Source organism: uncultured Marivirga sp. (genome assembly GCF_963974845.1).
Lineage (GTDB): Bacteria > Bacteroidota > Bacteroidia > Cytophagales > Cyclobacteriaceae > Marivirga > Marivirga harenae.
The window spans coordinates 135,111-149,013 of the sequence record NZ_CAXBEQ010000002.1 but is presented as its reverse complement, the minus strand read 5'-3'; the positions used below and the strand labels follow the sequence as shown (position 1 = coordinate 149,013).

Sequence of the window (13,903 nt, the reverse complement as noted above, 5' to 3'; positions counted from 1 at the left end):
ATTTAAAATGGTTTAATAAGTCATGCTTTAAACATTATTAAAGCTCATGGCAGTGACAAATTAAGATGTCAACTGCCATGAACCTATTTACTTAATGACCATGAGAAGTCTGGCTTTTCTTCATTTCAGAAATCAGATAATAGGCGTTGTTCCATGCTATCAGGGTACCGTCAGGAAGTGGTTCTAATAATTTGATCTCTACCCATCCGTCTTCATTAATACCTGTTCGCACTTCCACCGCTTTAAACGCCCATTCGTTTTTGCCATCTTCTTCATGTGCTTCCCCCATAAATATATAAGACTTGCCTTCTTCTTCTATGATGGCACTTTCTGGTAAGGCCTTTACCGCATTATTTCCAGTACGTATTTTACCATTAATGTACATCCCCGGGATCAAAAAATCTTCTTTTTGATCTATTTCGGCATGCACATGTACCGCTTTCGGGTTTTGTTCAAACTGCTTGCCTACTGAATAAATATTGGCAGTCAACGTATTTCCAGGAACAGATTCCACAGTAAAGGACACTTTTTGTCCTACCTTTACTTTATAGATATCCTTTTCAAACACCATCAGGTTGGCAAGAATGTGGTCGGTATTGACAATCATAAACATCTCGGTCTGAGGATCTACATATTGACCAATTTGAACTTTTACTTTTTCAATGTATCCATCTATAGGGCTTACCACAGGTACGTACTGATAAATATCACCATCCTGCACTTTTTCCACATTCAGGCTTAGCTGCTTCAATTGGGCTTCATAGCCTTTTACCTCCCCTTTCATGGACTGATAATCAGCCTGTATTTCTTGATAGGATTTCCCAGAACCTACTTTTTCCTCAAATAATCGTTTTTCTCTTTGCAGCTCTTTTTCAAGGTACTGCAAACGACTATATGATCGTATGTAACCCGTTTGTAAATTAACCAAATTAGGATGAGAAAGGTAAGCCAATACCTGCCCTTTATTAACCTGATCTCCTTCAATTACTTTGATTGAAGTAACGTTTGCACCTAATATGGCTGTTACAGTTGCCTCGTGTTGTGGGGGTACTTCTAACTGACCGTTTGCTTCAATCACCCCAGACAAGGAACGAACGGGCATAGTGTCAACTTCCATGCTAAGACTTTGAAATTTGAGGTTGGATAAATGAACTTCCCCCATGGCTTCTTCTTCCCCTTCCTCGTCATGACCTCCTTCAGCATGACCAGCACCTTCTTCTTGATGGGCTTTATTAGAAGTTCCTTCTGACTTGCTTCCACAACCCGAAATTGCAGTTATCATAATGACCGCAGCTAGTATGTATATTATTTGCTTATTCATTGTTCTAATTTTTATGATTAACTTAAATCAGTTTCTTATTTAGTTTTTAGTTGATGTTTTTAGATAATATTCCAATTGATAACGACTATCCAGATAGTTGCCAAAAGCATCCCAAGAATCCACTTCAATGCGAATAGCATCTCGGATGTTTTGTAGAAAAGTCACATAATCAATTGCCCCTTCTCTATAGGCTGTTACGGCTCCTTTGCGTTGTTCCTGAGCCAACGGTAGTGCTTCATCGCGGTAATAATTCCAGGAATTGAGCCATTTCAAATATTGTTCTTTCATTCCTTGATAGGCCGCTTTTAATTCTAGTTGGTTTTGCCGTAGGTTTTGACCTGCTATATCCCGCTGTATTTTAGCGGCCTGAGTCTGTCCTAGTTCCGGCCCAAAAAATAGAGGAATCCTTATACCGACCTGATACTGATAAAACCCAGATTGCCCGGCTATCTGCTGACGGCCATATTGTCCTTGTAATTTAGGTAGAAACTGTGAGCGCCTCTCTTTTATGGTGGCATCTGCTACTTTTACCTGTTGTGTTGAGACATTTAACAAGGGATGGCTCATCAAGGAATCAACCACATAATTCAGCGGGTCATCCAATTGAGTGGCCGGGATATCGGGCACGGTAAAGAGGGTGTCATTGGCAAACCACAAATTAAGCCGCTGCAAGGCACTTAGATAATCTCTGTATGCCTGCTCTTTTTGAATCTGAACCTGATTAGCCTGATTGGATGTAGCTAGGTATTCCAGTTTGGAGGTGGCTTCCGTTTCCAACCTAATCTTGGCTGCCCTTTCAATATCGGTAAAAATCGAATCTAACTGAACGTAGATTTGGAAATTATTCTTTGTAGCATAGACCATTGCCCAGGCCTGGCTTACTTCCTTTTCCAGCTCTATCATAGAAAGATCAAGGGCAGATTTAGCCAATGCTACTCGTTCTTTTTGCAATTTCAATTTTGGCGCTATTCCGAAAATATCAATTTGCTGCTGCTGGATACCGAATTGGGTATAAACACCATCCGATCCATTGCCTACTTCCTCTTTTCCTGTAAACACCTGGGTATTGCCAAAGTCCCATGCTGTTTTCTTTAAGGCCTGTTGACTTTCAATTTCCAGACGTGCCGATTGAATTTTAGGATAACTTTCTACAGCCCGCTTCCTGGCTTGCTCTAATGTAATCGTAGGTAAGCTGTCTTTCTCCTGGCCCTGCTGCTGGGCATTTGCCACAGCCGGTAAGCCAAATAATCCACCACAAACGATGAGGAAAATGATCACATTGGCATTCGGTGCTTTCAGGTTTTTCCTTTTGTCACTTCTCCCTTCTACAAACGTGTAAAGCACCGGAAGCACTACCAGCGTAAGCAAAGTCGCGGTAAGCATACCACCAATCACTACGGTAGCCAAAGGTCGCTGTACTTCTGCACCGGCAGATGCTGAAAATGCCATCGGTAAAAATCCAAAAATGTCTGTAGTTGCGGTAAGCATAATAGGTCTTATTCGCTCTTTTGTTCCTGTTAAAATTCGTTCTCTAATACTTGTAACACCTTCTTCTTTCAATGAATTGAACCGATTGATTAATACCAACCCATTCAAAACGGCTACCCCAAATAGTACGATAAAGCCTACCCCTGCTGAAATACTAAAGGGCATGTCACGCATCCAAAGCGCAATTACGCCCCCAATAGCTGCCAGGGGAATGGCTATATAAATCATTATGGATTGTGAGAAAGATTTTAGGGCAAAATAGAGTAAAACAAATATTAAGAAAAGGGCAATAGGCACTACAATCATTAATCTGCTTTTTGCTCTTTGCAGGTTTTCAAACTCTCCACCGTAGGTGATATAATACCCTGGAGGTAGCTCTAATTGTGCATCCAGTTTTTCCTGAATGTCATTAACCACCGATTCCACATCGCGTCCTCTCACATTCACTCCAACATACGTACGCCTATAGGTATTGTCCCTGGAGATCTGCATCGGTCCCGGCACATAGCTAATATCTGCTACCTCTTTTATGGGAACTTGTGTTCCATCCGGTAGATCTATATAGAGTGTCCGTAAGTCGTCTATGCTTTTGCGGTGTGCATTGTCAAAGCGGATGACCAGATTGAATCGCTTCTCACCTTCAAAAACCACGCCTGCCACACCACCAGCAAAAGCGGAGCTGACATACTCATTGAGTTTTTGAATGTCCAATCCATACTGTGCAATTTTATCCCGATTATAACGAACAGTCATTTGGGGAAGTCCTGATGTCCGTTCGGGGTTTACATCACCGGCTCCCGGCACAGTAGAAATAATATCGGCCATCTCTTGAACCTTGGTGGCCAAAACCTCCAAATCTTCACCGTATAGTTTTACCGCAATATCTTCTCTGACTCCCTCGAGCAATTCGTTGAATCTCAACTCTACGGGTTGGGTAAAGACCAGGTTGACACCTACGAGTTGTTCATCAAGTTTGTCCTTGATTTGATCAATTAGCTCGTCTTTGGTTGCAGCGGAAACCCACTTTTCTTTATCTTTTTCGAGAATGATATACATATCCGCTATGTCCATGGGCATGGGATCTGTAGGAATATCAGCCACTCCGATTCGTGCTGTAACCGTTTTGATCTCAGGAAAATTTTCAAGCAAAAGCTTTTCAACTTTCATAGAGAGTTCATTAGACTCAGTTAGCGAGCTCCCAGGTCGTATCAATGCCTGCATCGCAATGTCACCTTCATCTAACTGAGGAACAAATTCACCTCCCATTTTAGAAAATGTATAACCTGCAATTCCGAGTAAAGCAATTGCTAAGATAATAACAAGCATTTTGAAGCGTAAAGCCCCCTTTAATAGGGGTAGGTAGGCATTATGAATTGTATTAATAATTTTATCGCTTACCCTCTCTAAACCGCGTTCAAATCGACCAAACCAATTCTTTTTATTTTGAATAGGCTTCATCAGTAAGGCCGACATCATCGGTACATACGTCAGGCAAAGGAAAATGGCACCAATCATGGCAAATCCAAAAGTGTAGGCCATCGGCTGGAACATTTTGCCTTCCACACCGGTAAGGAATAATATGGGTGCAAATACGATAAGAATGATAATCTGACCGAAAAAGGCAGAACTCATCATGGTGCTCCCGGCATCATAAGCCACCTCATCCATCACACCCTGATTGAACTTGATTTTTCCTGATCGGATACGTTTCTGAATTTCATAGACCGTTCCTTCAATAATAATCACGGCCCCGTCAATGATGATTCCAAAATCAATGGCACCCAAACTCATCAGGTTGGCCCATACATTAAACTGCTTCATGAGTATGAAGGCAAATAATAGGGAAAGCGGAATAGTGGTAGCAGTAATAATACCCCCACGAACACTTCCCAACAATATTACCAGCGCAAATATCACGATGAGTGCTCCTTCGATCAGATTGGTTTGTACGGTGCTCGTAGTTCTGGAAATAAGGTCACTTCTGTCTATGATGGTATTGATTTCCAGTCCTTCAGGAAGGGATTTCTCAACTTCTTCCATTCGCTCTTTCACTTTTTGTATGACCGCATTTGGGTTAGAGCCTTTTAGCATCATGATGATGCCGCCCACCGATTCACGGCCATCCTGTGTGAATGCACCATAGCGTACCTGATTTCCAAAATGGACTTTTGAGGCTACATCACCAATGGTAACGGGAATGCCATTTTCGGTTTTGATAACAATCTTTCGAATGTCGTCTAATGAGCGAATCAATCCTTCTCCCCTTATGAAGTTGGACATTCGATTTTTCTCAATATATGCACCCCCGGTGTTGACATTGTTCCTTGCCATTGCTTCATATACCTGTGAGATGCTCACATTCTGTGCATTGAGTTTATCCGGGTTAATGGCCACTTCATATTGCTTAATATAGCCACCGAAAGAATTTACCTCAACCACACCATCAAGCAAGGTCAGTTGTCTTTTTACAATCCAATCCTGGATTGTACGTAACTCCATGGGTGTATATAGCGAGTCGTAACCCTCTTGTGGCTGAATGGTGTATTCATAAATCTGTCCTAAACCAGTGGAAATCGGCCCCATACTAGGGCTTCCGAATTTCTCGGGAATAGTTTCTTTTAATTCGTTTAGCTTTTCCTGTACCAGCTGTCGGGGTAGATAGGTACCCATATCATCTTCAAAGACTATGGTCACTACAGACAGCCCAAATCGTGAAACAGAGCGAATCTCATCCACTCCCGGAAGGTTGCCCATGGCCAGTTCCACAGGATAGGTGACGAACTGCTCAATATCCTCTGTAGCCAGGTTGGGCGATACAGTCATTACCTGTACCTGATTATTGGTAATGTCGGGTACTGAACCCAAATTGACCGTGTACATGGAGTAGATGCCTACTCCTATGAGGGCCAATGTAAGCAGGCCCACAATGAATTTATTCTTTATTGAAAAAGAAATGATTTTATTGATCATACGACTTTAAATTATTTGACATGGACAGAGAAGTAGTGGTGCAAACGAGCTGCGAGCCCCGCTAGGAGGATCAAGCAAGTCAACACAATAAAAAACCACTTTAGAATCTTTTTAGCAGTGATTTTCTTTCTTCTCTTTTTCCTTTTTTTTGATTTGTTTTTATTCAATTTTTTCAAGCTGTACAAATAGAATTGAACATGAATAAAGGGGTGCCTTTTTTCAAAAGGCAGGTGAAGAGGCGTTTAGCAAATTATCAGGATGATTAAAGACCTTTCATCTTAAAAAAGACTTTATCGGTCAGACATACTGATCCTGCTAAACCCGGAAAATCATGACATTGGAGGCTTGAGAAAACCAGAGATTTCAATGCTGCTGAAATCCTGAATATAAGAAGTGTAAACCACAGGTAGTTTCACGAGCTGCGTGAAATCAAGCCCTGCTGGAGATAAAAAATGTACATGGCAACAATGGCATACGCATAGAGGAGAACAACCGTCCCACCCCTGATTTTGGTCATGGTCATGATTATTATCAGCAGTATTAACTACCGAGATGTTTTCTGAAGTATCCCGCTGCGGTACAGTATCCGCACAGGCTACCCCCGCCAGGGCCATGAAGTAGAAGCTCAATATGTAGCATGTAATTTTCACTGACACAAATATACGGATTAATTCAATGCAAGGGTATTGCAAAGTTTCATCTTCAGGTTAATGCAGGTGTTTTCTCAAGATTGTTAGTATTAAACGGTTAATACGTTAGGATACCTACTAAAAATAGCTGGAAATGCCTATCTGGAATCCTGCTGTTTTGGCTGTCGGATTGCCCAACAAATCTGTCTCCCATATATACCGGTAATTGACGCGGATCACTGTTTGAGATGAAGACCTGAAGCTAATGGCTGGTACAATTGCCTGTAAGTCATCATGAATGTTTCCTCCTGTCTCTTCAAATGATCCTACGTTATAATCCACATGTTCAAGCCGTAAGGCCAGGTTAATTCTGGCATTTTCCCAACCGAACATTTCACGCTTTAAAACGGTATAAACAAAATCTATAAACCCGCCTTGTTGTTGGCTTCCAAACTGCTGGGAGTAAGTAGCCGGAACGTCTACAAATGCCCATACCCATTCTCCCGTAATATCCAGGTTTTTTATTGCGGAAGTATTAAAATCAATTGCCACTACATCCAGTCTCCTTTTTTGATCTAATAAAAGTCCGTCTTCTTCGTACTTGTTATACACATCACCCATCCATGACAAGCCTATTTCCCCGATTTTCCGGTGGCGAATAGCCGTCTTAAGCGTGATAAGTGGAACGGCATTGAAGTTTTCCTCAAAACGATCTACATTTTCTTTGGCAGCCGGCAGCCAGGTTCGGCCTTCACTATTCGCCACTATCTGATCATTAAAACCATTGGTCACATAAGCTTCGTAGGCCCATACCCATTGCTTTTGATAGGTCTTTCCGTGCAATCCAAAGCCTACATTACTGAAAGTAGCCGGGATAATAGTAGTGGCAGAGATTGGTCTGTCTACAAACTCCCACCTCGGGCCATCGTGATTTTGATTAAATGCCCCAATTGGGTTCATGATAATCCCTCCCCTGAAATTAAGTAATGGATGAAATTCAAAATCAAGAGCAGCAAACTCAATGTTGATCTCTTTGGTACCTTCTTCAAATTCTATTTCTGAGAGAAATTTAATCCGCTCTGTGATAGTGGAAGATACAAACAGGGTCATTCTCGGAATTTTAAAAGAGACACCCTCAGTAATGCCATCTGACACAAAGTATTCTCCCTGTGCTTCAATATAGCCCCCAATTGCTACCGGAAAACTTCCTGCCTGCAGAAAAGGCCGGTTATAAACTGCATCCATATTCAGTTGCAACTGAGAGCTGTCTGTCTGTTGGGCAAATGTTGCATGATTTAAACAAATCAATACCAGCAGATAGCCACTAATTTTATAAATAGATGAAGATGTTTTCATAATCGGTGTTTACTTTAAAGGTTTTAAGATTCGTTTCTGCCGGGCCTTGTACTACATTCCCGTTGGCATCAAATTCGCTCCCATGGCATGGGCATACCAGATAGTGTGGTTGTGCATTTACTTCACAGCCCTGGTGGGTGCATTCCATCCAGAGTGCCATGTAATCATCTGCTGAGAGCCTGTATAATGCAATAGGAAAAGCCAGTGACAACTCTCGCACCAGCACGACTTCTCTTGGCTTTTCCACCCCATCAATAAATTCCTGTTTTGACACTGTGAGCCTGTTGTCTCTGGCTATTGTATTTACCCGATGCACTGAGGTGCACCCAGAAAGTAACATCGGGACTCCGGCAATCGCTAAACACGAACTCCCTGCCAGTTTCAAAAATGTTTTCCTGTCCATCTTAAAGTGACTTTAGGAATGTCAAAAGCTTTTGTTTGTCAATATCACTCAACTGCTCAAAGCTACCCCGGCTATCATTTGCCTCTCCACCATGCATTAAAATGGCTTCTTCAATGCTTTTGGCTCGGCCATCATGCATGAGAAAAAACTCGCCTCCTTGCGAATCAGGTGACAGGCCCAAGCCCCAGAGCGGAGGAGTTCGCCATTCATACGTTTCTGCTGACCCTTCAGTGGCCCCATCGTCCAGTTCTGGCCCCATGTCATGGAGCAATAAATCCGTATAAGGATGAAAAGTCTTATTACTGAGAGCCGGAATGTCAGATTCAGGTGTTGTCCAGGAGGGAATATGACATGAGCCACAGTTGATATCAGTAAAGATTTGTTGCCCCTGGATGACATCAGAAATCTCCGGATCCCTTTGGATAGGTGCTTTGAGCGTTCTCAAGTAAAATACCACATCCCGAATGGTCTGATCACTAACTTCAGGATCGACCGATAGGTCTGTGGCCACATCTAAGGACTCAAAGGTAGAAGTGACACCCATATCCTGATTATAAGCGGTAGCGGTCTGCTGCAACAAATCAATAGCTGCGGCTTTCTTTCCAAAACGACCGATGAATTGCCCGTTGACTGCCTGGTGAAACCATTTTGGTTGGAAGTAATCGGGTGGATCAATATAATTGGGAATCCCTGATATTCCATCTCCATCCACATCATCCGGGTCGGCATTCTTCAGGATTTGTTCATCAGTAAGTGCTGCTAATAAACCAAGCCCGGTAACTGCAGGAGGGGTGAATTTCATAAAAGGTGTCCCCAAAGGTAGTTTTTCTGGCTCAAAACCTGGTATAGCCCGGTTTTGAAGCTGGGGAGCACCCGCAGTAAAATCCGTGCTTTGGCCGGGAGAAGTCTGGCCAAACCTTGTAAGAGTTGTAAAAGGATGGCCTTTACCATCACCTGGATGACAACTTCCACAAGAAGTAGCTACGAACATAGGGCCTAATCCGCTTTCGGGCGTGAATATTTCATCATTGAATGCCACATCTCCTGCCAAAAACCGGTTTTGCTCTGAAAAAGAGAGTCCTTCCATGGGTCCGTCAAGTAGCTCATTTTCGGCCGGTGCTTCCGGAAAAACCTCATCACAGCCGTAAGCGATGGCGGCCATGAAACAAATAACCGGCAAAACCTTAATTTTTATATTAATCATATTTTTAAATATTGATTAGGCAAACTTATAAATTTGTTTTGTCAAAGTAAAATTTTAGATTAATCTAAATTATGAAAAATGAATCATCTACAGTTGAGAATTATATCAAGGCCATCTATTCTTTATGTGACAAGAATGGCAAAACGACTGTGAGTGCTGTAGCCGAAAGAGTGCAAAACAACCCTTCATCAGTATCAGACATGATTAGGCGACTACATGAAAAAGGGTTATTAGAGAATAAGAGCAAGCTGATTTTGAGTAAGGAGGGCAATCTGCTGGCTTGTCAACTGATAAGAAAACACCGACTCTGGGAAACTTTTCTTGTGAGAGTACTCAATTTTAAATGGGATGAAGTACATGATATTGCTGAGCAGTTGGAGCATGTACATTCGCCACTACTCACAGAAAGACTGGAAGTCTTTCTTGAATACCCAAAATTTGATCCGCATGGTGATCCAATACCTGACAAAAAAGGCAACTTACCTGATTTGAATGCGATACCCCTTACTGAAGCCGAGGTTGATCAACTTTATATATTTCGGAGTGTTGCAACAGATAAAAGCGATTTTTTAAACCATTTAAATAAGAAAGGGCTTCAACTTGGCCAAAAATGGAAAGTAACTGAAAAAGAGGAGTTTGACGGCTCCGTCAAACTCCTAATTGACGAAAACAAGGAGGTGTATTTCAGTGAAACAGTAGCCCAAAACCTCTATGTGAGCGCTATATAGTGATCTTGGTTATCTCTACCGCAAACTGTTGCCAATCACGCTTACCGAGCTCAGGCTCATGGCTGCTGCTGCCAGCATTGGACTTAAAGCAATCCAAAAAATGCTAACAAGGCTTTTGCATCTGCCTGTAATTAATTGGTAGCCTCAGCCTTAAAACCCGCTTTCTGTACCGTTTTCTTTACTTCTTCTTCAGTCAGATCAGAAGTTTCTACAGTAAGTATGCGGTCATCACTTTCAAGGTTGACATCCCATTTTTTTATGTTCTTTTCCTCGTTCAAGAAGGGAGTCACTTTTGAAAGGCATCCGCCACAATTGATATTGGTTTTGAATTTTAAAGTGTTCATTATTTAGTCTATTTAAAGTTTATAATTTGATTCTTAAATTTTTGCTGCTTTCAACCGCAGACTATTGGCTACTACCGATACCGAACTGAAGGCCATCGCCATGCCCGCAATCATCGGATCAAGTAAAAAGCCGTTTACCGGGTATAAAAGCCCGGCTGCTATCGGGATACCGATGATGTTGTAAATGAATGCCCAAAAGAGGTTCTGACGGATACCCAATACGGTTTTCTTAGATAGCTTAAGTGCTTTGGGTATGGACTGAAGGTCTGAAGTGATCAACGTCATCTTAGCTACATCCATTGCTATGTCAGAACCTTTGCCCATCGCGATGCTGACGTTGGCTTGTGCCAGAGCGTGTGAGTCGTTGATGCCATCTCCAACCATCGCCACAATTTTTCCTTTGACTTGTAGCCCTTTTACAAAATCTGCTTTGTCGGAAGGCAATACTTCTGCTTTAAACTCCTTAAGGCCTACCTGTTCGGCAACTGCATGGGCTGTTTGCTGATTATCACCGGTGAGCATGTACACGTTAATGTTTCTTTCCTGAAGGGTTTCAATAGCTTTTTTAGATGTTTCCTTAATCTTATCGGCAATTGCCAGCACAGCTAAAGCCTGATCTTGATTGGCAAAAAAGATGACTGTTTTAGCTTCCTCCCGAAGTGTTTTGGCTTTTTTGTCAAGTTGATTACTCACACTGATATTATGTTCGGCAAGCAATCTTTGGTTACCGATATAGAAGCTCGTGCCATTTTTATACTTTGCTTCAACCCCCCGCCCCGTAATGCTGTTAAACTGTGAAATGGTTGCAGATTTAATGCCTTCCTCTTTTAGCTTTTGAACCACCGCTTCTGCCAAAGGATGTTCCGATTGCGACTCCATGGCCAGTACCATGGGCTTGAGCTTTTCGGATTGCTCCTCATCTTCCCAAAAGATATCCGTAACGACCGGCTTCCCTTCGGTGATGGTGCCCGTTTTGTCTAAAACAACAGCATTTACCTGATATCCTAATTCCAGGCTTTCAGCGTCTTTGATCAGAATATTGTTTTCAGCGCCCTTTCCGACACCAACCATAATAGCCGTTGGGGTAGCTAGCCCCAAAGCACAGGGGCAGGCGATCACCAATACAGCTACCGAGGTAAGCAATGCATGCGTGAAGGCATCATCTCCACCTACCAACATCCAGGTAATAAAAGTCACGATGGAAATAACCATTACTATCGGCACGAATATTCCGGCTATCTTATCCACCAGCTTTTGAACCGGGGCTTTACTCCCCTGGGCTTCTTGCACCATTTTGATTATTTGGGCAAGTAAGGTCTCCCCGGCTACTTTCTCAGCCGTAAAGCGAAAGCTACCTTTCTGGTTGACCGTCCCTGCAAACACTTTTTCACCTTTGCTTTTCTCTACCGGAATAGGTTCACCGGTGATCATGCTTTCATCTACAAAGGAATTTCCCTCGGTCACTTCGCCATCTACAGGAATTTTCTCCCCCGGACGAACCACGATGGTATAACCTTTTTGCACAGCGGCTATATGCATCTCCACTTCTTCACCATCCATAATCACTTTCAAGGTCTTGGGTTGCAAGCCCATCAGTTTTTTGATGGCAGAAGAAGTATTGGATTTCGCTTTTTCCTCTAAAACCTTACCCAACGAAATAAAGGTGATGATCACAGTGGCTGCTTCGTAGTAGACATGGGGTTGAATACCTCTGGCATGCCAAAACTCAGGAAACAGTGTGTTGAACAAACTGAATACAAAAGCAATACCAGTACTGAGCGCAACCAATGTGTCCATATTGGCCTTCCCATGTTTAGCTTGCTTATAAGCATTGACGAAAAAACTTCGACCAAACCAGAATAAAACTGGAATGGTAAAAGCCAGGGATATCCATCGGCCCGGCACCCAATCCATATAGAACATGCCCAAAATGAAGACTGGAAGGGTTAAAATAGCTGACCAAATGGTACGTTTTTTCACTTCCTGATAGTGCTGTTCCTGAAGTTCCTGCTGCAGTGCGGAAGGATCCTCTACATCTACTATGATGTCATAGCCTACAGACTGTAGGGCTTTTTGTAGATCATCGTGCGTGACTGATTTGTTGTATTCCACCAATACAGTGCTACTGGCAAAGTTCACGGTAGCCTTGTTTACACCGTCTGTATGGCTAAGGATGGACTCCACGCTAGATGCGCAGGCTGCACAGGTCATGCCTGTTACAGGAAAAGAATCTCTTATGATTTCTTCTTGCTTATCAGACTGCTTGTTTTTAGGCTCGAGAATATCTATATCTTCCATGGTAAATCATTAATGTCCGTTACAAAAAATGGACAATACAAATGTCGAAAGTGCTATGAGGATTTGTATTATAGGATTTGCTAAACGTTTTATAGAACCTTCAGTTTTCAGATGTTATCCAGTGTTTTTCTCTTTATTCCTATCGTATTCTTAAACTGAGTGGGTGGCATGCCTGTAATTTTCTTGAACTGACTGCTGAGGTGCGCAGCACTGCTGTATCCTAGCTGAAAAGCCATCTGGCTCAGGGTAAGCTCATCATAGATCATCAGTTCTTTTACGCGTTCTACTTTCTGACGGATGATGTATTGCTCTAGGGTAATGCCCTCCACTGATGAAAAAAGCATGCCCAGGTATTTGTAGTCATAATTGAGTTGATCAGCCATGTATTCCGCCCACTTTATATCTAAAACATCCTGAGAATGATGGATCTTTTGAATAATCAAATTTTTCATCTGCTCTATCAGTCTGCTTTTGCGATTATCTATAAGCGAAAAACCTACTGTCTCCAGCGCTTCATTTAACCTGCTTTTTTCTTCATCATCTAATCCTTCTTTGAGTTCAATCTCACCCAATTCCACATTTTGAAAGGGTATCTCCAATTCGTCCATGAGTTGCTTAACCGCTGTTATACAGCGCGGGCAAACCATATTTTTCACGTGTAATTTTCTGCTCTCTATCATCTCAATATTGTAATGGCACTTGATTAAATAAACACTATTTTAAGCGATATGATTTATAAAATCCGGTGTTTGATGTATGAAATTATGAGACTACATTTAAATGCAGCCAATCTCAATTTTGTTTATCGGGTATCTCTGGTAGAAATAATTTTGTGTGTGATAATAAAACTCAGTATTGGATTTACCACAATCGCCAAAAAAGGAGAAAGCCCTACCTCCAAAACTGGTACAATAAGCATCTTTTCATTGTAACTCCAGAAATTAAGTTCAATAGCTACCCATTCCGCTACGAAAGCAAACAAACCAGCCATTAGAAGTACTATAACAAATGATCTGAAATTGAAACTCCGAATCCAATACCTATGTTTTAATACCACAGCCACAAGGCCATATATGATAAATGTAAGTACCACATCCCCGATGGTGCATCCTAGAAAATAGATGCTTTTCATAAAGTAGTTATATTCTTCATATAGGCCTGC

11 protein-coding genes are annotated in these 13,903 nt (G+C 42.0%); 1 reads left to right on the top strand and 10 read right to left on the bottom strand.

The genetic code is table 11. The features are described 5' to 3' along the window. Positions 1-91: 91 nt before the first annotated feature. The 6 genes from AAC601_RS05105 to AAC601_RS05080 form a co-directional block, all read right to left on the bottom strand. A complete protein-coding gene (locus AAC601_RS05105) occupies positions 92-1,321 on the bottom strand; it encodes an efflux RND transporter periplasmic adaptor subunit (RefSeq protein WP_340152657.1) in 1,230 nt (409 codons plus the stop codon). A gap of 39 nt (positions 1,322-1,360) precedes the next feature. Beyond that, positions 1,361-5,779 carry a CusA/CzcA family heavy metal efflux RND transporter gene (locus AAC601_RS05100; RefSeq protein WP_340152656.1) on the bottom strand — a complete coding sequence of 1,473 codons (4,419 nt, stop codon included), beginning with the start codon at positions 5,777-5,779 and terminating at the stop codon, positions 1,361-1,363. A gap of 329 nt (positions 5,780-6,108) precedes the next feature. Then, positions 6,109-6,429 (bottom strand): DUF6660 family protein, encoded by a 321-nt coding sequence (locus AAC601_RS05095; RefSeq protein WP_340152947.1) that lies wholly within the window; start codon positions 6,427-6,429, stop codon positions 6,109-6,111. 117 nt (positions 6,430-6,546) lie between these two features. Further along, entirely contained in the window at positions 6,547-7,764 is a 1,218-nt protein-coding gene (locus AAC601_RS05090; protein WP_340152655.1) for a hypothetical protein, read from the bottom strand. Beyond that, entirely contained in the window at positions 7,739-8,104 is a 366-nt protein-coding gene (locus AAC601_RS05085; RefSeq protein ID WP_340152654.1) for a Rieske (2Fe-2S) protein, read from the bottom strand. Before AAC601_RS05085 ends, AAC601_RS05090 begins: the two co-directional genes overlap by 26 nt. A gap of 64 nt (positions 8,105-8,168) precedes the next feature. Beyond that, positions 8,169-9,371, bottom strand: coding sequence for a di-heme oxidoredictase family protein (locus AAC601_RS05080; protein WP_340152653.1), 1,203 nt, complete (start codon positions 9,369-9,371; stop codon positions 8,169-8,171). 71 nt (positions 9,372-9,442) lie between these two features. On the opposite strand from AAC601_RS05080, the gene AAC601_RS05075 reads away from it, so the two are divergent. Further along, positions 9,443-10,099 carry a metal-dependent transcriptional regulator gene (locus AAC601_RS05075; RefSeq protein ID WP_340152652.1) on the top strand — a complete coding sequence of 219 codons (657 nt, stop codon included), beginning with the start codon at positions 9,443-9,445 and terminating at the stop codon, positions 10,097-10,099. A gap of 131 nt (positions 10,100-10,230) precedes the next feature. Here AAC601_RS05075 and AAC601_RS05070 read toward each other — a convergent pair whose 3' ends face one another. The 4 genes from AAC601_RS05070 to AAC601_RS05055 all read right to left on the bottom strand — a co-directional run bounded on the left by AAC601_RS05070 (position 10,231) and on the right by AAC601_RS05055 (position 13,873). After that, positions 10,231-10,443, bottom strand: a complete 213-nt coding sequence (locus tag AAC601_RS05070; RefSeq protein ID WP_340152651.1) for a heavy-metal-associated domain-containing protein — start codon at positions 10,441-10,443, stop codon at positions 10,231-10,233. A gap of 33 nt (positions 10,444-10,476) precedes the next feature. Next, on the bottom strand, positions 10,477-12,741 hold the full coding sequence (locus AAC601_RS05065; protein ID WP_340152650.1) for a heavy metal translocating P-type ATPase: 2,265 nt from the start codon (positions 12,739-12,741) through the stop codon (positions 10,477-10,479). A gap of 107 nt (positions 12,742-12,848) precedes the next feature. Further along, positions 12,849-13,421, bottom strand: coding sequence for an AraC family transcriptional regulator (locus tag AAC601_RS05060; RefSeq protein WP_340152649.1), 573 nt, complete (start codon positions 13,419-13,421; stop codon positions 12,849-12,851). 122 nt (positions 13,422-13,543) lie between these two features. Beyond that, entirely contained in the window at positions 13,544-13,873 is a 330-nt protein-coding gene (locus AAC601_RS05055; protein ID WP_340152648.1) for a hypothetical protein, read from the bottom strand. Between the last annotated feature and the right edge of the window lie 30 nt (positions 13,874-13,903).